16 protein-coding genes are annotated in these 17,377 nt (G+C 64.0%); 7 read left to right on the top strand and 9 right to left on the bottom strand.

Features of this window, described 5'->3' with window-relative positions; translation table 11 throughout:
* The first annotated feature begins 124 nt into the window (after window positions 1-124).
* Window positions 125-1,162: a CaiB/BaiF CoA transferase family protein gene (locus KHO33_RS26070; protein ID WP_054041055.1), complete on the top strand. Its 1,038-nt coding sequence runs from the start codon at window positions 125-127 to the stop codon at window positions 1,160-1,162.
* Between the two features lie 23 nt (window positions 1,163-1,185).
* Here KHO33_RS26070 and KHO33_RS26065 read toward each other — a convergent pair whose 3' ends face one another.
* The 3 genes from KHO33_RS26065 to alr form a co-directional block, all read right to left on the bottom strand.
* A complete protein-coding gene (locus tag KHO33_RS26065; protein ID WP_154567293.1) occupies window positions 1,186-1,464 on the bottom strand; it encodes a DUF2866 domain-containing protein in 279 nt (92 codons plus the stop codon).
* A 143-nt stretch (window positions 1,465-1,607) separates the two neighbouring features.
* A complete protein-coding gene (gene radA / locus KHO33_RS26060) occupies window positions 1,608-2,984 on the bottom strand; it encodes a DNA repair protein RadA (RefSeq protein ID WP_200565827.1) in 1,377 nt (458 codons plus the stop codon).
* A gap of 156 nt (window positions 2,985-3,140) precedes the next feature.
* A complete protein-coding gene (gene alr / locus KHO33_RS26055) occupies window positions 3,141-4,211 on the bottom strand; it encodes an alanine racemase (protein ID WP_200565826.1) in 1,071 nt (356 codons plus the stop codon).
* Window positions 4,212-4,429: 218 nt separating this feature from the next.
* Here alr and lplT point away from each other — a divergent pair, with 218 nt between their 5' ends.
* Both lplT and thiD read left to right on the top strand, forming a co-directional pair.
* Complete coding sequence (lplT, locus tag KHO33_RS26050; RefSeq protein WP_200565825.1) at window positions 4,430-5,737, top strand: lysophospholipid transporter LplT; 1,308 nt, start codon at window positions 4,430-4,432, stop codon at window positions 5,735-5,737.
* Window positions 5,738-5,795: 58 nt separating this feature from the next.
* Window positions 5,796-6,602, top strand: coding sequence for a bifunctional hydroxymethylpyrimidine kinase/phosphomethylpyrimidine kinase (gene thiD / locus KHO33_RS26045; protein WP_054041020.1), 807 nt, complete (start codon window positions 5,796-5,798; stop codon window positions 6,600-6,602).
* 30 nt (window positions 6,603-6,632) lie between these two features.
* Here the strand turns inward: thiD and KHO33_RS26040 are convergent, their stop codons facing one another.
* From KHO33_RS26040 to tsaB, 4 genes are read right to left on the bottom strand one after another with little or no spacing between them, the layout of a single operon-like run.
* Window positions 6,633-7,658, bottom strand: a complete 1,026-nt coding sequence (locus KHO33_RS26040; protein ID WP_200565824.1) for a DUF1853 family protein — start codon at window positions 7,656-7,658, stop codon at window positions 6,633-6,635.
* On the bottom strand, window positions 7,655-8,842 hold the full coding sequence (locus KHO33_RS26035) for a uracil-DNA glycosylase (protein WP_200565823.1): 1,188 nt from the start codon (window positions 8,840-8,842) through the stop codon (window positions 7,655-7,657). The genes KHO33_RS26040 and KHO33_RS26035 overlap by 4 nt, the downstream gene beginning before the upstream one ends.
* On the bottom strand, window positions 8,829-9,323 hold the full coding sequence (rimI, locus tag KHO33_RS26030) for a ribosomal protein S18-alanine N-acetyltransferase (RefSeq protein WP_093633354.1): 495 nt from the start codon (window positions 9,321-9,323) through the stop codon (window positions 8,829-8,831). The genes KHO33_RS26035 and rimI overlap by 14 nt, the downstream gene beginning before the upstream one ends.
* Window positions 9,320-10,132 (bottom strand): tRNA (adenosine(37)-N6)-threonylcarbamoyltransferase complex dimerization subunit type 1 TsaB, encoded by an 813-nt coding sequence (tsaB, locus tag KHO33_RS26025; RefSeq protein ID WP_200565822.1) that lies wholly within the window; start codon window positions 10,130-10,132, stop codon window positions 9,320-9,322. The genes rimI and tsaB overlap by 4 nt, the downstream gene beginning before the upstream one ends.
* Window positions 10,133-10,294: 162 nt before the next feature.
* On the opposite strand from tsaB, the gene KHO33_RS26020 reads away from it, so the two are divergent.
* The 3 genes from KHO33_RS26020 to aceA all read left to right on the top strand — a co-directional run bounded on the left by KHO33_RS26020 (window position 10,295) and on the right by aceA (window position 14,460).
* Window positions 10,295-10,564, top strand: coding sequence for an acyl-CoA-binding protein (locus tag KHO33_RS26020; protein ID WP_054041059.1), 270 nt, complete (start codon window positions 10,295-10,297; stop codon window positions 10,562-10,564).
* Between the two features lie 493 nt (window positions 10,565-11,057).
* A complete protein-coding gene (locus tag KHO33_RS26015; protein WP_200565821.1) occupies window positions 11,058-12,701 on the top strand; it encodes a DEAD/DEAH box helicase in 1,644 nt (547 codons plus the stop codon).
* Between the two features lie 454 nt (window positions 12,702-13,155).
* On the top strand, window positions 13,156-14,460 hold the full coding sequence (gene aceA / locus KHO33_RS26010) for an isocitrate lyase (protein ID WP_054041024.1): 1,305 nt from the start codon (window positions 13,156-13,158) through the stop codon (window positions 14,458-14,460).
* A 262-nt stretch (window positions 14,461-14,722) separates the two neighbouring features.
* Here the strand turns inward: aceA and KHO33_RS26005 are convergent, their stop codons facing one another.
* Both KHO33_RS26005 and KHO33_RS26000 read right to left on the bottom strand, forming a co-directional pair.
* Window positions 14,723-15,157 carry a universal stress protein gene (locus KHO33_RS26005; RefSeq protein ID WP_175053195.1) on the bottom strand — a complete coding sequence of 145 codons (435 nt, stop codon included), beginning with the start codon at window positions 15,155-15,157 and terminating at the stop codon, window positions 14,723-14,725.
* Between the two features lie 244 nt (window positions 15,158-15,401).
* The gene (locus KHO33_RS26000; RefSeq protein WP_093633358.1) at window positions 15,402-16,313 is read right to left on the bottom strand and encodes a LysR family transcriptional regulator; all 912 of its coding nucleotides are present in this window, start codon (window positions 16,311-16,313) and stop codon (window positions 15,402-15,404) included.
* Window positions 16,314-16,492: 179 nt separating this feature from the next.
* Here KHO33_RS26000 and KHO33_RS25995 point away from each other — a divergent pair, with 179 nt between their 5' ends.
* Window positions 16,493-17,359, top strand: a complete 867-nt coding sequence (locus KHO33_RS25995) for a (S)-2-haloacid dehalogenase (RefSeq protein ID WP_200565820.1) — start codon at window positions 16,493-16,495, stop codon at window positions 17,357-17,359.
* Window positions 17,360-17,377: the final 18 nt, after the last annotated feature.

Below are 17,377 nucleotides of genomic sequence, written 5' to 3'. Positions count from 1 at the left end.
CCGCGCCGGCATCGATCGGAGGTAGCCCTTGTCACCCGTGAGCTCGTCTGCGTCCTCGTCTGAGTCGCCTGCTGCTTCAGCCGCGCCATCGGTTGCGTCGTCGTCCACAGCGGCGCCTGCCCCGCTGCAAGGCCTGCGCGTGCTGGACCTGACGCGCCTGCTGCCGGGTCCGGTCGCCGCCTTGCGGCTTGCGGAACTCGGCGCAGAAGTGCTCAAGATCGAAGCGCCCGGCGCGGGCGACCCCACCCGCACGATGATGCAGTCGTCCGGCGACCGCGTGGCAGGCCGCCCCGGCGCGTTTTACCGGCTGGTGAATCGCGGCAAGCGCGAAACGCGCCTCGACCTCAAATCGGATGCGGGACGCAATGTATTGCGCGCGCTGGCGGCCGAATCAGACGTGTTGATCGAAAGTTTCCGTCCCGGCGTGATGGAGCGCCTCGGCGTCGGCTACGAAACCCTGCGCGCGCTCAATCCGAGGCTGGTGTACTGCGCGATCAGCGGTTACGGCGCCAGTGGTCCGTTTGTCGACCATGCCGGCCACGATCTGAACTACATCGGCTACGCGGGCGTGCTCGATCAGTTGGCGAGCCGCGACGGCACGCCGATTCTGCCGAATTTCCAGATTGCCGATCTGCTCGGCGGCGCGTTGAGCGCGGTGACGCAGATTCTCGCCGCGCTATGGCACGTGTCGCGTGGCGGCGAGGGCCGCTTCGTCGACGTATCGATGACGCACGCCACCTATGCGCACAACGTCGTCGCGCAAGTGGCGCTCGCCAATGAGGGCGCCGCGCCCGCAGCCGGCGCCAGTCTGCTGAACGGCGGCGTGCCCTGCTACAACCTGTATCGAACGCTCGACAATCGCTGGCTCGCCGTCGGCGCGCTCGAACTGAAGTTCTGGGAAACGCTGTGCATGGCGCTGGACCGGCCCGAATGGGCGACGCGGCATTGGAGCCTCGGCCAAGCGATCGGCGGCCCGGACGCCGCAGCGCTGACGCAGGAATTGGCCGACCTGATCGGCAAGCGGCCGCTGGAAGAATGGGTATTGCTGCTGGAATCGCTGGATTGCTGCGTCTCGCCGGTGCTGACACCGGCGGAAGCCGCGCAGCATCCGCTGTTCAATCGCGAGGCGTATGCGTCGATGACCGAAGGCCAGAACAGTTAAGCACTACCCCGCCGTGCAAAACCTCAGCGCCGCACTGCCGTCTGCCGCGGCAAAACCTGGCGCGGCGTTTTTTCGTCGTCGTACAGGACATGCTTGCGGCCTTCCACGTGACGGTTGATCGTCGCGCGGACTTCGGCAGCGGTTACATCTTCGGCCACCACCCGGCGCGAAATTTGCCCGGTCGTGTCGATCCACTCGACAATCCGGCAGGCACCACCCCAAGGCTGGCGAATCGGCTCGGAGACGCGGCAGCCGCGCACCTGCATGGGCCGCTCGGCCGCGGTTTCGTATGACTGTTTCAAGGCGCGATCCTTTTTCGGGCATCAGAAGGGATGCAATACCCTGCCAGCTTAGGAAAAAGGAATGTCGGGTAGGTTACAGCCAATATGGAGATATTTACTGGCCATTACGGGCGGACAGGCGCCCGCAGGCGCCGGAACCCCGTCTAGTCAAGCATGCGGACCCGATCGATGGCCTGTTCGATCCGCTCCACCGCAACAACTTGTAAGCCTTCAATCGGCTGTTTCGGTGCGTTGGCCTTTGGAATGACCGCCACCGAAAAGCCCAGTTTGGCGGCTTCCTTAAGACGATCCTGACCACGCGGCGACGGCCGGATTTCGCCGGCGAGGCCCACTTCGCCGAATACGACGAGCCCCTTGGGCAGTGGCTTGTTGCGCATCGAAGAATGAATCGCGAGCAGCACGGCGAGGTCGGCGGCGGGTTCGGTGATCTTCACGCCGCCCACCGCGTTCAGGAACACGTCCTGGTCGAAACAGGCAATGCCGGCATGCCGGTGCAGCACCGCCAGCAGCATCGCCAGACGATTCTGTTCCAACCCCACGGCAAGGCGCCGCGGATTCGGCGCGTTGGCCGCATCCACCAGCGCCTGCACTTCGACCAGCAGCGGCCGCGTGCCTTCCTGCGTCACCAGCACGCACGATCCCGGCACGGATTGCTCGTGCTGCGACAAAAACAACGCCGACGGATTGGCGACACCGCGCAAGCCCCGCTCGGTCATCGCGAACACACCGAGTTCGTTGACCGCGCCGAAGCGGTTCTTGATCGCCCGCACGAGGCGATACGACGAATGCGTGTCGCCCTCAAAGTACAGCACCGTATCGACGATGTGCTCGAGCACGCGCGGCCCGGCGAGCGCGCCTTCCTTGGTCACGTGGCCGACCATGATGATCGTGGTGCCCGACTGTTTGGCGATGCGCGTCAATTGCGCCGCGCACTCGCGCACCTGCGCGACCGAGCCAGGCGCCGAGGTCAGCGCGTCGGAGTAAACGGTTTGAATCGAGTCGATCACGGCGACGTCCGGCCGCTGCTCGGCGATGGTCGCCTGAATTTTCTCGAGCTGGATTTCCGCCAGCAGCTGCAATTCGCTCGCCTTCGAGCCGGGCTCCAGCAACGAAAGTCGTTGCGCACGCAACGCAATCTGCGCGGCCGATTCTTCGCCGCTGATATAAAGCGCGCGTTTGTCCGCGGCAATTTCCGCGAGCGACTGCAGCAGCAGCGTCGATTTGCCGATACCCGGATCGCCGCCGATCAGCACCACGCCGCCCGGCACCAAACCACCGCCCAGCACACGGTCGAACTCGCTGACGCCGGTCGAAAAGCGCGGCACGTCGGACGCTTCGATATCGGCGAGACGCCGCACCGGCGCACTCTTCGCGAGCGACTGGAAGCGATGCGTGGACGGCGCCTCCGCAACCGATTCCACCAGCGTGTTCCACGCATTGCATGAGGGGCACTGCCCGGCCCACTTCGGCGACTGACCGCCACATTCACTGCAGATGTACAACGTCTTCTGTTTAGCCACGCGCCCTTGCCTGTGTTGCTGTTCTTTGGATTGATGCGGTCGCCGGGGTCCTCATTGAGCCGCTCCAGCTCACCGGGGACCTCACTGCGACCGTCTTTGGGATTGACTTTGCACCGTCGTTGAGACCGCCTGCACGCGGCCTGCCAGTGCCGCGCCTTACTCCGCGCGCACCGGCACGCGCGGCGCCACCGCGCACATCAGCTCGTAGCCGATCGTGCCGCACGCCTGCGCGACGTCGTCGATCGGCAGGGACGTGCCCCACAGCTCGACGCGTGAGCCGACATTGGCGGTCGGGATCGGCGTCAGATCGACGGTCAGCATGTCCATCGACACCCGTCCGACGATCCGCGTGCGCACACCGTCGACGATCACTGGTGTGCCTTCCGGCGCGACCCGCGGATAACCGTCCGCGTAACCGCAGGCCACCACACCGATGCGCATCGCCCCGCGCGCCTTGAACGCCGAACCATAACCGACCGTATGACCTTCGGCGAGCGTCTGCACGGCGATCAACTCGGAGGCGAGCGTCATGGCCGGTTGCAGGCCGGTGCCGGCAATAGCGGCCGTTACGCCGGAGGGCGACGCGCCGTACATGATGATGCCCGGGCGGACCCAATCGAAGTGGGCTTCGGGATGCCACAGCGTCGCCGCCGAATTCGACAGGCTGCGCGCGCCGGCGATCCCCTGCGCACCGCGCTCGAACGCTTCCAGCTGATGGGCGACGCCGCGTTCGCCGTCGGCATCCGAGAAATGAGTCATCAACGTAATCTGGCCGACGCCCTGGCAGGCCCGCGCGCGCTCCCACGCGGCGCGGAATTTTTCCACCGTATAACCGAGGCGGTTCATGCCGGTGTTCATCTTCAGCTGGATATTGACCGGCTTGGACAGGCGCGCCATTTCGAGCATGCGCAGTTGTTCGTCCGAGTGCAGCGCCGTAGTCAGGCTGTAGCGGTCGATCACGTCGATATCGGTCGGACGAAAGAAGCCTTCGAGCAGCAGAATCGGGCCCGCCCAGCCCAATTCACGCAACTTCACCGCTTCTTCAAGGTCGAGAAGACCAAAGCCGTCGGTTGCGCGCAAGCCGGGAAAAGCACGCGCGAGCCCGTGCCCATAGGCGTTTGCCTTGACCACGGCCCAGATCTTGGATTTTGGCGCGTAGCGCCGGGCGACGGCGAGATTATTGGCGAGTGCGGCAGTGTGGATCGTGGCTGAGAGGGGGCGCGGCATGGGTAATTTTCGTAAAGACGCTTGCGAATCAGGAGCTTACAGGGCGTTTTCAGTGCTCGGCAGCCCGCTGGGCGGTGCGATCAAGGATTCTGCTAGTCCGAATCCAGCTATTTTCATGATATAAAGCCGTGCGCACAACCCATTTCGAACGGTATAAGCCTGGACGCTTTGCACACGGCCGGGGCGGACAGACCGCAGCGAGGACAGCATCGCATCAGATGAAAAAAGGTTTTTACACCATCATGGCCGCGCAGTTTTTTTCGTCGCTGGCCGACAATGCGCTTCTGATCGCTGCTATCGCACTGCTGAAAGATCTTCACGCCCCGAACTGGATGACGCCGCTGCTCAAGTTGTTCTTTGTGCTGTCGTACGTCGTTCTGGCCGCCTTCGTGGGGGCCTTCGCCGACTCCCGTCCAAAGGGACAGGTGATGTTCGTCACCAACACCATCAAAGTGGTCGGTTGCATCACGATGCTGGTGGGCGCGCATCCGTTGCTCGCCTATGGCATCGTCGGCTTTGGCGCGGCAGCCTACTCGCCCGCCAAATACGGCATTCTGACCGAACTGCTGCCGCCTGACCGGCTGGTCGCGGCGAACGGCTGGATCGAAGGCACCACGGTCGGCTCGATCATTCTCGGCACCGTGCTCGGCGGCGCGCTCATCAGCCCGCACATTGCCGCGCCGATCCTCAGGCATCACATCCCAACGGTCAACACGCCCGCTGAAGCGGCGATGCTGGTGATCATGGCCATCTACGTGATCGCGGCGCTCTTCAATCTGCGCATTCCCGACACCGGCGCGCGCTATCCGAAACAGGAACGCGGCCCGATCAAGCTGGTCACCGATTTCGCCGACTGCTTTCTCGTGTTGTGGCGTGACAAGCTCGGTCAGATCTCGCTCGCCGTCACCACGCTTTTTTGGGGCGCCGGGGCGACGCTGCAATTCATCGTGCTGAAGTGGGCCGAGGTGTCGCTGAACATGTCGCTTTCGGAAGCCGCCATTCTGCAGGCGGTGGTTGCGGTCGGCGTGGCAGTCGGCGCGATTTACGCCGCCTCGCGCGTGCCGCTGAAGAAGTCGCTGACGGTGCTTCCGGTCGGCATCATGATGGGTATCGCCGTCATGCTGATGGCCTTCTACACACGCGATCTGTTCCCCTCGCATTGGGGCCTGTATTTCGGTCGCGTGCATGTGCCGGGCTATCTGATCGTCGCGTATATCTTCCTGATGATCGTCGGCGGCCTGTCAGGCTTTTTCGTGGTACCGATGAATGCGCTACTCCAGCATCGCGGCCACGTGCTGCTGTCGGCGGGACACTCGATCGCCGTGCAGAACTTCAACGAAAACCTCTCGGTGCTCGTAATGCTGTGCCTGTATGCCGTGCTAGTGTGGCTCGACGTGCCGGTCACAGCGGTGATCGTGCTATTCGGCACCTTCGTCTGCGTGATGATGTGGTTCGTGATGCGCCGCCACCAGGCGAATCAGCGCGCGTTCGACTCGGTCGCGCTGATCGGCGAAGTCAAGCACTGACCCGCGGCGGGCACTGCGCTTAGTAGTGCCCGCGCCTTCCCCCTTTCCTCGCTTTGCCATGACTCAACCCATTCCCAATGTGCTGACGATCGCCGGTTCCGACTCGGGCGGCGGCGCCGGCATTCAGGCCGATCTGAAGGCTTTCTCGGCGCTCGGCGCCTACGGCGCGAGCGTGATCACCGCGCTCACCGCGCAGAACACGCGTGGCGTCACGGCAATTCATGCGCCGGAGCCCGCCTTCATCACCGCGCAACTCGATGCGGTGTTCGACGACATCCGAATTGACGCCGTGAAGATCGGCATGCTGGCGAATGCGGGCATCGCGCGCGCGGTCGCCGAGGCGCTGCGGCGGCACAAGCCGAAGCACGTCGTGCTCGACACGGTGATGATTTCGAAGAGCAATCACGCGCTGCTGCTGCCGGATGCGGTTGCAGCGGTGCGCGACGAGTTGCTGCCACTGGCCGATCTGCTGACACCGAATCTGCCGGAAGCCGCGGCTTTGTTGGGCGTGCAAGCTGCCACTGACGAAGCCGGGATGGTCGAACAGGGTGAAGCGTTGCGTGCGCTCGGCGCGCGGGCGGTGCTGATGAAGGGCGGTCATTTGAGCGCGGCGGACAGTCCCGACTGGCTCATACAGGAAAGCGGCACGCTGCGTTTGGGCGGCCCGCGCGTGCCGGTGAAGAATACGCACGGGACGGGCTGCACGCTGTCGTCGGCGATTGCGGCACTGATTCCGCAGCGCGCCGATCTGGCGAGCGCGGTCGCCGATGCCAAGCTGTATCTGACCGGTGCGTTGCAGGCGAGCGACCGGCTGGACGTCGGTGGCGGCGTCGGGCCGGTGCATCATTTTTATCGGTGGTGGTGAGGGGCTGAGACAGGGGCGCGCATGGCTATGCTACTTCCGCGCGAAAATCTGCGCTTGCTCTGGCCAATCGTCCGGTACGATGAAGCCGCGCGAAAGTTCTGCAACAGTACTCACGCCGTCACTGGCGAACGCCGCGACCATCGTTGGTCCATGCTGATGTGATGTTTGTTCGGCAAGCTTCTGCTGATCGACGAAAGCAAACCCTGCGGTCTCCGCTTCACCCTCTCTATGCCGCCGCGGCGCGAGCCATTCCAACCGTGGCAAAACACGCCACATTTGCGCATGCGCCTCGGCAAAGTCTGTCCATTCGCTGCGGGTCACCCACCAGCCACGTCCGTGCGACGGATCGAGTTCGACAGGATCGGCCGGTGTCTCGCCGGCACGATAAAACAGCCAGCCTTTGATGAACATCTGCGGCGTCCACGGCCCTGCGTGGCCCACGGAGGCGAACTCTTCGCGCGCGCTCAACGGCAGTTGATGATTCAGCACATGCGCGAGCTTCAGATCGAAGCGGTCTTTCAGATTCGGGCCGACGTAATCGGCCAGGCGCGCCGCCGACTGCGTGGTTAACTGCGTGCGGCTTTCGCCCGCATGCAGATAGCACTTCACCGCCAGTTCCCAATGCAGCCGCGCGCCCTGCTGCGTCTGCACTAGAAAATCGCATTCACCGAGCGTGACGCCCGAGCGCCGTAACGGCACGCCGGCCGCGACCAGCCGCGCCGCCGGCCCGTGTTGCAGGAACCATCCGAGCAACCGCTCGGCGTAGCGGCCAAGACGCGTGATACGCGTCGCGGCGAGATCGCGGTGCAGGTCGGCCGGGTCGGCGTCCAGCGCGCATAGCCAGTCGACGGTTGCATCAGCTTCCTGCTGCGTGTCGAAAGGACTTGCGAGCGCGCCCACCGGCGGTTGCGCGCGCAACAAATCGGCGCTCAGCAGCAACCATGCAAGATCGCGCACGGCCGGTTCGCGCAATGTATCGAGGAGCTTCCCGAGGACCGCTGCGGATGTGCCGGGCGCGGCGGCGAAGCGCGCCGCCGGCCCGTTCACGTCCGTCACTTTGCCGCGTTGGACGGCACGCCGCCCGCCGCGAGCCACGTGTCGCGCGCGAGGCACAGGTCCGCCCAGGCCTTCGCCTTGTCGGGCAGGCTACGCAGCAGGTACGCCGGGTGATAGGTGACGATGACCGGCACGCCTTCATATTCGTGCACGCGGCCGCGCAGCGACGAAATGCTCGCTTCGGTCCTGAGCAGACTTTGCGCGGCGAAGCGGCCGAGCGCGACGATCACTTTCGGCTTGACCAGCGCGACCTGGCGTTGCAGATAAGGCTCGCAACGCGCGACTTCGTCCGGTTCGGGATTGCGGTTACCCGGCGGGCGGCACTTGATTACGTTGGCGATATAGACGTTGCTGTCGCGCGCGAGCGTCAGCGAACGCAGCATATTGTCGAGCAGCTTGCCCGCCTGGCCGACGAACGGCTCGCCCAGGCGATCTTCGTTCTCACCCGGGGCTTCGCCGATCAGCATCCAGTCGGCGTTGCGATCGCCGACGCCGAATACCGTGTTCGTGCGTTTCTCGCACAGGCGGCAGCGTTCACACGCGGCGACCTGCTGGCTCAATGCATCCCAGTCGAGCGTCTGGATCGACGAGGGCTCGGGCGCCTCGCGGCGCGCTTCAACGGGAGCGTGAGCGTGGGCCGGCTGATCGTCGAACCATGCGAAATCGTCGTCGGGCGGTGCGTCGAACGACGGCGGCTCGGGTGTGCGAGGCTGCTGCGATGGCTGCCGCGCTTCGACCGGCTCCTGCATGCGTCTCTGCTGCTCCTGCGCCGGCGGAGCAAGTCGCTCGCCTTGCTCCCGCTCCTCCATGGACCGTGACGAATCACTTGCACGTGCCGGAGACTGACGATCGAATCGATCGCGCGTTTCGGCAGGTCGCGGCGCTTGATCCGCGCGAACCGGCGCACGGCGCTCACCCTGCAGTTGTGCAGAATCGGCTTGTCCAGCTTCGCCGGTTCGCATCGCGGGCCGCGCAGCGTCCCGGCCATCCTGAGCGAGCGTGGAAGACGATGGTTCACTCCCCGCCATCCGCGGATCTTCGCGACGCGCTACCTGATCCGCCAACCCAGCACCGCCCTGCTCGGCACTGGCTTCGACTGAGGATTCCTGCGCCGCCGACATCCCGCGACGCACCCACAGCGGCGCGAGTCCGAACTCTTCCAGTACCGATTCATGCAGCGCCATCTGCGCCCTCCGTGGCAAACGAGAAACGCATCACGATGGCGTCCTCCCGGCTGCGATGCCGCGCCGGATAATAGTTTTTGCGCCGGCCAATCGACGCAAAGCCAAAACGCTCGTAAAGCCGGATCGCCCGATGATTCGAGGGCCGCACTTCGAGCAGCAGACCCTCGAGTTTTTCAGCGCGCGTAATGCGCACCGCTTCGCGCAGCAGCGCAAGCCCGGCACCAGCACCTTGCGCGGCAGGCGTCACGCACAAATTGAGCAGATGCATTTCATCGACCACCGGCATCAGCACGCAATAGCCGATCAGCGAGCCGGTTACGTGACGCATGCAGATGCCGAAATAGCCATTGCGCAGCGAGTCGCCGAAATTGCCGCGGCTCCAGGGGAATTCGTAGGCGATTTTTTCGATAGCCGCGACCTCGTCCAGATCGGCTTCGGTCATCGGCGACATATAACGGTCCGCCAGCAACACCCCGCTCATTGCCGGCCCTCACCTTGATCCGTTTCATGTGCCACCTTGGCAGCCTGTTCGGCCTTGGCGGCTTTTTCGGCGACGCGCTCCGCCGTGGTCTGGGCAACCTTGTCGCGAATGTATTCCGGCGCTGCCTGATCCGCGGGCACGGTGCGGCCGGCGCGAAACGCGCGCAACGCCGCATGCGCGAGCGGTACAGCATGCGGCAGCGCTTCGCCGTCGACGGTTCGCGCAGCCGCGACGGCGGGCAGCCGCGCGCCGAAGGCCGCAGCAGCATTGCCTGCCAGAGTGAAGGCGACGTCAGGCAACACGAGCCGATCCGGCGCGTCGAGCGAAGCCGCCTGTAGCGTGCGCCATTCGCCAACGGCCGCGTCCCATGCGTAGTCGGCCCAATAGATTTCGTCCATCCGGGCGTCGAGCGCGGCAAGCACGCGGGTCGCCGACGGATCGCGCAGCCGTGCGCTTTCCGCGCAGGCCAGCAGCGTGCTGACCGGCACGACCGGCAGGTTCAGGCCGAACGCGAGGCCTTGGGCAACACCCGTCGCGGTGCGAAGACCCGTGAATGAGCCAGGGCCGGAGCCGAAGGCGATGGCGTGGCAGTCCGCCAGTTTCAGGCCGGCTTCGTCGAAAAGTTCGCGAATTGCGGGCAGAAGGCGCGTGCTGGAGACTGCGCCGGTTTGCTCGTGGCGCATCCAGATCCGGGGTTCGGCGTTGCCTTGGTCCGCTGTCTGGCTCGCCGCGCCGCCAACGGCGGACAGGAGCGCTACCGAGCAGAATTCGGTCGAGGTATCGAGAGCAAGAAGCACAGTTTGAGTCATGGACCGTATTGTAATCGGCACGGCGCGTGCAGATGCGGTTTTGGGTGTGCCAGCCGGGAGGGCAAGAATGTTTGGAATAAGCCCTCGGCCCCGCCGCCGCATGCAGTTGTTATGATCATCGGCCCAGCCAGAACCAACCCCGCCAGCCGGGCAAAAAACACCATGACAGACATCAACGCGCAATTCGTCCAGGCCCAGGAAGATGCCAAGCAACTGCCCGAACGTCCGGGCAACCTTACCCTGCTGCGCCTTTATGCCCTCTACAAGCAGGCCATCGACGGCGACGTCCACGGCGACAAACCCGGCTTCACCGATATCGTCGGCAAATACAAGTACGATGCGTGGGCCGCGCTCAAAGGCACCGCCCCGGACGCGGCAAAGCAGCAATACGTCGAACTGATCGAAGCCCTCAAGAGCGGCACCGCTGCCTGAGTCTGACCCCGCGGCTAAATCCTCCGTCGGGACGGCAGGCCGCGGCGGCCCCGCTGGCAAGTCCTTAGGAGCAGGCCCAGCGGGCCGGCTCCTTAAGCCCATTCGGGCACCCAGATGGAAGTTTTCCGCCAGGAAACTTCCTAACAGTGGCGCAGTGCAACAAAACCCTATACAATGCTGCCTGCGCTTCACTGCTTTGCCCGGCTTTCCTCTAGCGGCCTTTGCGGCGCAGCGCCTCGTAGCGTTTAGCTCCAATCCAGTTTAGAACCTGTCCCCTCCTGCCTAGCCCCCTACGGGCGATCATGTCCCAGGCTGGCGGCACGCCGTGTTGGCATGTCGCATCCGATACAGCTTCTAACGAAAAGCTCGCCTTCATTGTCGCGAGCTGCCCCCGTTTTTCGATTTGCTCGCTGCTTCTTTGCTCGCTGAATCCGACGACTTGGGTATGCCGATTGGCGCCGACGTTTTAATTCCCTGTGTACCAAGGATTCTCATGACTTCGAGCAATACCCCCAGCAGCCCGTTGAACGCCATCGCCGATCAAGCTCTCGGTTTCGCCGACGCACCCGCACAAGCCGCAGCTGTTGCTGCCGCTCCGGAAGCTGTCGCCGCAGAAGCCGCAGCGCCGACCGGCCCGTCGTTCGCGTCGCTCGGTCTCTCCGCGGATGTCGTCTCCGCCCTGACCGCCGCTGGTTATCAAAACCCGACTCCGGTTCAGCAACGCGCGATCCCCGCTGGCATCGCCGGCCGCGATCTGATGGTCTCGAGCCCGACCGGTTCGGGCAAGACCGCCGCGTTCATGCTGCCCGCCATCGAACGTTTTTCGCAACTGCAAAAAGCACAAGCCAGCCAGCCGCGTGAGCCGCGTCCGGCTGACGGTGCCCGCACGCGCCGTCCGCAACCGGTTGCCCGTCCGACCATGCTGGTTCTGACGCCGACCCGCGAACTCGCGATGCAGGTCACCACCGCTGCTGCCACGTACGGCAAGCACCTCAAGCGTCTGCGCACCGTCAGCATTCTGGGCGGCGTCGCTTACGGTCAACAACTGATGCTGCTGGCAAAGAACCCGGAAATCCTGGTTGCTACGCCGGGCCGTTTGATCGACCACCTGGAACGCGGCCGTATCGATCTGTCGCAACTGCAGATCCTCGTGCTCGACGAAGCCGACCGCATGCTGGACATGGGCTTCATCGAAGACATCGAAACGATCGTTGCCGCTACGCCGGCTTCGCGTCAAACCATGCTGTTCTCGGCTACGCTCGACGGCAAGATCAGCTCGCTGACCGGCCGCCTGCTGAAGGATCCGGAACGCATCGAGATCGTTCAACGCCTCGAACAACGCACCAACATCGCGCAAACCGTCCACTATGTTGACGACCGCGATCACAAAGATCGTCTGCTCGACCATCTGCTGCGTGACGAAGGCCTCGACCAGGCTATCGTCTTCACGGCAACCAAGATGGACGCAGACCAACTGGCTGGCCGTCTGGCCGATGCCGGTTTCGAATCGGCGGCTCTGCACGGCGATCTGCCGCAAGGCGCACGTAACCGCACGATCAAGGCTCTGCGCGAGCGCCGTGTGCGTGTGCTGGTGGCAACGGACGTCGCCGCTCGCGGTATCGACATCCCCGGGATCACGCACGTGTTCAACTACGATCTGCCGAAGTTCGCTGAAGACTACGTGCACCGTATCGGCCGTACCGGCCGTGCTGGCCGCTCGGGTATCGCAGTGAGCCTCGTGCACCACGCGGAACAAGGCGCGTTGAAGCGCATCGAGCGTTTCGTGCGCACCCCGCTGCCGGTCAATGTCGTCGCAGGCTTCGAGCCGCGTAAGTCGGCTCCGTCGGGTGGTGGCCGTCCTGGCTTTGGCGGCCGTGGCCGTCCGGGCGGTGGCAACGGTGGTGGCCGTCGCTTCGGTAGCGGCAGCGGCGCAGGCAAGCCGGCTGGTAACGGCGGCGGTTCGCGCAGCGGTAGCGGCAATGGTGGCGGCTGGGCCGGCAAGTCGGCTGGCGGCGGTTCGCGTGAAGGCGGCTTCGGCGGCGGTTCACGTGAAGGCGGCTTCGGCGGTGGTTCGCGTGACGGCGGCTACGGCGCACGCCGCAGCGACGGCCCGCGTACGGCGCGTCGCGGCAGCTAAGCAGCGATTGCCTGGCAGTCACCAGGCAAGCCTATTTACGCGGCTCGTTTAGCGCGTAGGGCGGCCTGAAAAGACACGAACGGCCTCGCGCAGTTCGTCAGTCTGAAAGGAACCGGTGCTCAGGCACCGGTTTTTTTTCGTCCACACTTTGGGCACCGGTGAAATTTCACAATGTGGAAAATTTTTTTGCGTCGTAAAAAATCGTGCTGCAAAGCACAACAGGCTCTATTGCAAGATGGGAAAAGACGTTTCTTAATGCGAAACGTGTTATTCAAGCCATTGATTTTTAACAAAAATAAATATTAGGAAAACGCTCCTCGGCAGCTATTGCGCGACGGTCGATTTGCCTAGACTCTTATATAAGACTTCACGAAACGAAACGCCTCAAACGGCCAGCCGCTTCGACGAAGAGACAAGAGTCACTTATCCATTACAGGCAACCAAGGAGCACACCATGTCGCGCGAACAACAAGCCAAGCAACTCCAACAGCAATGGGAAACCGATCCGCGCTGGAAAGGCGTGAAGCGTACGTACACCGCCGAAGACGTGATCCGTCTGCGCGGCTCGCTGCAAGTGGAGCACACGCTTGCCAAGCGCGGCGCGGAAAAGCTGTGGGAAAGCGTCAACAACGAGCCGTTCGTGAACTCGCTCGGCGCGCTGACCGGCAACCAGGCAATGCAACAGGTCAAGGCCGGCCTGAAGGCGATCTATCTGTCGGGCTGGCAAGTGGCGGGCGATGCGAACGTGGCCGGTGAAATGTACCCGGACCAGTCGCTGTATCCGGCGAACTCGGTGCCGCTCGTCGTGAAGCGCATCAACAACACGCTGACGCGCGCTGACCAGATCCAGTGGTCGGAAGGCAAGAACCCGGGCGACGAAGGCTATATCGACTACTTCGCACCGATCGTGGCCGACGCGGAAGCCGGTTTCGGCGGCGTGCTGAACGCATTCGAACTGATGAAGGCCATGATCGAAGCGGGCGCCGCAGGCGTGCACTTCGAAGACCAGCTCGCTTCGGTGAAGAAGTGCGGTCACATGGGCGGCAAGGTGCTCGTGCCGACCCGCGAAAACATCGCCAAGCTGACCGCCGCGCGTCTGGCCGCCGACGTCTCCGGCACGTCGACCGTGCTGCTGGCTCGCACGGACGCGGAAGCCGCCGACCTGATCACGTCGGACGTGGATGACAACGACAAGCCGTTCCTGACGGGCGAACGCACGGTGGAAGGCTTTTATCGCACGAAGCCGGGTCTGGAACAGGCAATCTCGCGTGGCCTCGCCTACGCACCGTACGCCGACATGATCTGGTGCGAAACCGGCAAGCCGGACCTTGAGTTCGCGAAGAAATTCGCCGACGCGATCCACAAGGAATTCCCGGACCAGCTGCTGTCGTACAACTGCTCGCCGTCGTTCAACTGGAAGAAGAACCTGGACGACGCCACCATCGCCAAGTTCCAGCGCGAACTCGGCGCAATGGGCTACAAGTTCCAGTTCATCACGCTGGCCGGCTTCCACGCGCTGAACTACTCGATGTTCAACCTGGCGCACGGCTATGCCCGCAACCAGATGACCGCCTTCGTCGAAATGCAGCAGGCTGAATTCGCTGCGGCCGAAAAGGGCTTCACCGCGGTCAAGCACCAGCGCGAAGTTGGCACCGGCTACTTCGACGCCGTGACGCAAACGGTCGAGCGCGATGCATCGACGACCGCGCTGCACGGTTCGACGGAAGACGAACAGTTCTTCGACAAGAAGGTCGCTTAAGTACCCTGCAGTCTGATCGCGGGAACGGCAAGGCAGACGAAAAAGCGGCTCCGTTAGAGAGCCGCGGTCAGGGAGGAGCAGCCATCAGGGCGGAAGCACGCCGGTCTGCCCTGATGGCTGGAATCTGGGAGAGATGGCGGCAGTGCAGAGAAAGTCAGCACAACGCATTGTGCGGCGAGCATCGGACGCGCCGGCCTCATCGCCGGCGCGTTTTTTTTTGCTATGCCGGTTTTGCCCGTGACGGGAATCGCGAGCGCGCGCCTCAGCGGTACACGATGACCGGGATCTTCGTATGCGTCAGGACCCGCTGCGTCTCGCTGCCGATCAGCAAACTGCCGAGGCCGCGCCGTCCATGCGACGCCATGAAAATCACGTCGCAGGCACCCTGCTCGGCCGCTTCGATGATGCCGAGATACGGCGCCGGATGCACGCTGGTGCGACTGTCGAACGCGACGCCGACACGGCGCGCGGCCAGCTCGACTTCTCTCAGGTGCACGTGCGCCTCACGCTCGCTGCGCTGCAGAAACTCGACCGGCGGCTCGATCACCACATCGGAGAACGGCGAGTACGGATATTGCGGCAGACACGCGTAGGCGGTAACGCGAGCGCCGACGGCCTGCGCGAGATCGATGGCGCCGTCTATCGCTTTGCGTGACAGGTCTGAACCATCGGTCGGAACCAGGATGTGCCTGAACATGATGCCCTCCGTCGCCGGCTGCGTGCAGCGCGGCGTCAGCGTCCCACGAAGCGCGGCTTGGAAACCGCTTCAATCGATTGTAGGTCGCAGAAACGCGCTCAAGGCTGTCGTGCGGGTCTGTCCGCATATCGAAAACCCGCTGCGCGGGGCCGCGTGGCAGTCGTGCGTCGCGGTTGCGGAGGACGGCATAAGGGGCCGTTGCGCCTGATCAACGGGCCGCCGGACGCCGGACCGCAGAGGCAACTCAGCCGCCCTCGCCCCAGTAATCAGGATGGCCGTACGTATGCTTGAGAAAGTCCAGAAACAGCCGGACCCGCAGCGGCAAATGCCGGCGCTGCGGAAAAACCGCATGGATGCCGATCGGCGGCGCGGCGAACTCGTCGAGCACGCTCACCAGCCGGCCAGCCGCGATATCCGTGCCGACCTCCCACCACGAGCGCCATGCGAGCCCGTAACCCTCGAGGCACCACTCGTGCAGCACGGCGCCGTCCGAGCATTCCATCGTGCCGGACACCTTGATCGAGACGACCTTGTCCCCCTGCTGGAACATCCAGCCGCGCTGCTGGTTGGCGCTCGCGCCAAGCGCGAGGCAGTTGTGATGCGCGAGATCGGCCAGGGTATGCGGCGAACCGCGCCGGCTCAGATACGACGGCGAAGCCACGCACACGCGGCGGTTCTCACCGAGCTTGAGCGACACCAGCGACGAATCCGGCAATTCGCCCAGGCGCACGGCGCAGTCGAAGCCCTCGTTGACGAGGTCGACCAGCCGGTCGGACAGGTCGAGCGTAATCGATACATCCGGATGCGCCACGGTGAAGGCCGGCACCAGCGGCGCAACGTGCCGGCGGCCAAACCCGGCCGGTGCCGACAGCCGCAAATGGCCGCTCGCCTTCACGCCACCCGCCGACACGCTGGCTTCGGCGTTCTGCATGTCGTGAATGACGCGCTGGCAATCCTCGAGAAACGCCGAACCCTCGAAGGTCAGCGTGATCTTGCGCGTGGTGCGCACCAGCAGCTTAACGCCAAGACGCTCTTCGAGCGCATCGATGCGGCGGCCGATGATCGCGGGCGCGACGCCTTCGGCAAGCGCCGCGGCGGACAGGCTGCCTTTTGCCGCGACGGTAACGAAAGTCTCGATCTGCTTGAAACGATCCATGGGGAGCGGGGCCGCGACGCCTCGAAGGATGTCCCCTTGGGGGCGTTTGTGCAGGAAAGTGGTCGGTGCGCGTCAGATTAGGTGTATGAAAGTAAAAGATCAAGTGATGTTTAGCCTCTTTTTTAGCGTGGAGCATCACTAATACAATCCATCCTGACCTCTGATAGGAGTGCACGGCAATGTCGGCCACAACGACACCCTTCCCCAAAGCAGTGATTTTCGACGCGTACGGCACGCTTTTCGACGTGCATTCGGTGATCGCTGCCGCGGAGCAGATGTTCCCGGGCCACGGCGAGCCGCTCTCACAGTTGTGGCGCCAGAAACAGATCGAATACACGCAGCTGCGCACACTCGCCGATCCGGCCGGTGCGCCCGGCGCACATTACCGGCCGTTCTGGGACATCACCCTCGACGCCTTGCGCTTCGCCGCCAAGAAACTGCATCTCACGCTCGGCCGTGCGGCAGAGAAGCGTCTGATGGACGAATATGCGTGCCTGTCCGCTTTTCCCGATGCCGTGCCCGCGCTGCGCCAGTTGCGCGACGCGCCTTCGGCATCGTCCGGAACCGAATCGGCAGCCGCGTCTGCGAGCAACAAAGCCGGGGCAGGAGCAAATTCAACAAGGCCCGGTCTCGCGATCCTCTCGAACGGCAATCCGCAAATGCTGGACATCGCCGTGAAGAGCGCCGGCATGACGCGCCTGTTCGACCATGTCCTGTCCGTCGACACGGTACGCGCCTACAAACCCTCGCCCGTGGCCTACACGCTCGGCACGCAAGCCTTCAACGCCGAGCCGCGCGAGATCGTCTTCGTGTCGTCGAACGGCTGGGACGTGGCAGGCGCGGGCTGGTTCGGCTTCACAACCTTCTGGCTTAACCGGCAAAACGCACCAGCCGAAGAACTGGGCGTCACGCCGCACGGCGCGGGCGGAGGCATGAACGATCTGCTCGCTTTTCTGAAGTCCCTCGCGTCGTCCGGCCGCAATAGCGGCACGGGCAGCACCGGCAATCCCGGTGGCAGCCGCACACGCCACAGCCCTGGCGCATGACAGCTACCACCTCGATCC

Origin of the sequence: Paraburkholderia nemoris, from assembly GCF_905221015.1 — a bacterium.
Taxonomy (GTDB): Bacteria; Pseudomonadota; Gammaproteobacteria; order Burkholderiales; family Burkholderiaceae; genus Paraburkholderia; species Paraburkholderia nemoris.
The sequence above is the reverse complement of the archived record's forward strand: the minus strand, read 5'-3'. Positions and strand labels throughout refer to the sequence as shown.

Excerpts from the sequence above, each read along its gene's own strand:
- KHO33_RS26020 (WP_054041059.1), top strand. The coding sequence starts at position 10,295 with ATGACAGACATCAACGCGCAATTCGTCCAGGCCCAGGAAGATGCCAAG.
- KHO33_RS26035 (WP_200565823.1), bottom strand. The coding sequence starts at position 8,842 with ATGGCGCTGCATGAATCGGTACTGGAAGAGTTCGGACTCGCGCCGCTG.
- KHO33_RS26005 (WP_175053195.1), bottom strand. The coding sequence starts at position 15,157 with ATGTTCAGGCACATCCTGGTTCCGACCGATGGTTCAGACCTGTCACGC.
- aceA (WP_054041024.1), top strand. The coding sequence starts at position 13,156 with ATGTCGCGCGAACAACAAGCCAAGCAACTCCAACAGCAATGGGAAACC.
- alr (WP_200565826.1), bottom strand. The coding sequence starts at position 4,211 with ATGCCGCGCCCCCTCTCAGCCACGATCCACACTGCCGCACTCGCCAAT.
- KHO33_RS25995 (WP_200565820.1), top strand. The coding sequence starts at position 16,493 with ATGTCGGCCACAACGACACCCTTCCCCAAAGCAGTGATTTTCGACGCG.
- KHO33_RS26015 (WP_200565821.1), top strand. The coding sequence starts at position 11,058 with ATGACTTCGAGCAATACCCCCAGCAGCCCGTTGAACGCCATCGCCGAT.
- tsaB (WP_200565822.1), bottom strand. The coding sequence starts at position 10,132 with ATGACTCAAACTGTGCTTCTTGCTCTCGATACCTCGACCGAATTCTGC.
- lplT (WP_200565825.1), top strand. The coding sequence starts at position 4,430 with ATGAAAAAAGGTTTTTACACCATCATGGCCGCGCAGTTTTTTTCGTCG.
- thiD (WP_054041020.1), top strand. The coding sequence starts at position 5,796 with ATGACTCAACCCATTCCCAATGTGCTGACGATCGCCGGTTCCGACTCG.
- rimI (WP_093633354.1), bottom strand. The coding sequence starts at position 9,323 with ATGAGCGGGGTGTTGCTGGCGGACCGTTATATGTCGCCGATGACCGAA.
- KHO33_RS26000 (WP_093633358.1), bottom strand. The coding sequence starts at position 16,313 with ATGGATCGTTTCAAGCAGATCGAGACTTTCGTTACCGTCGCGGCAAAA.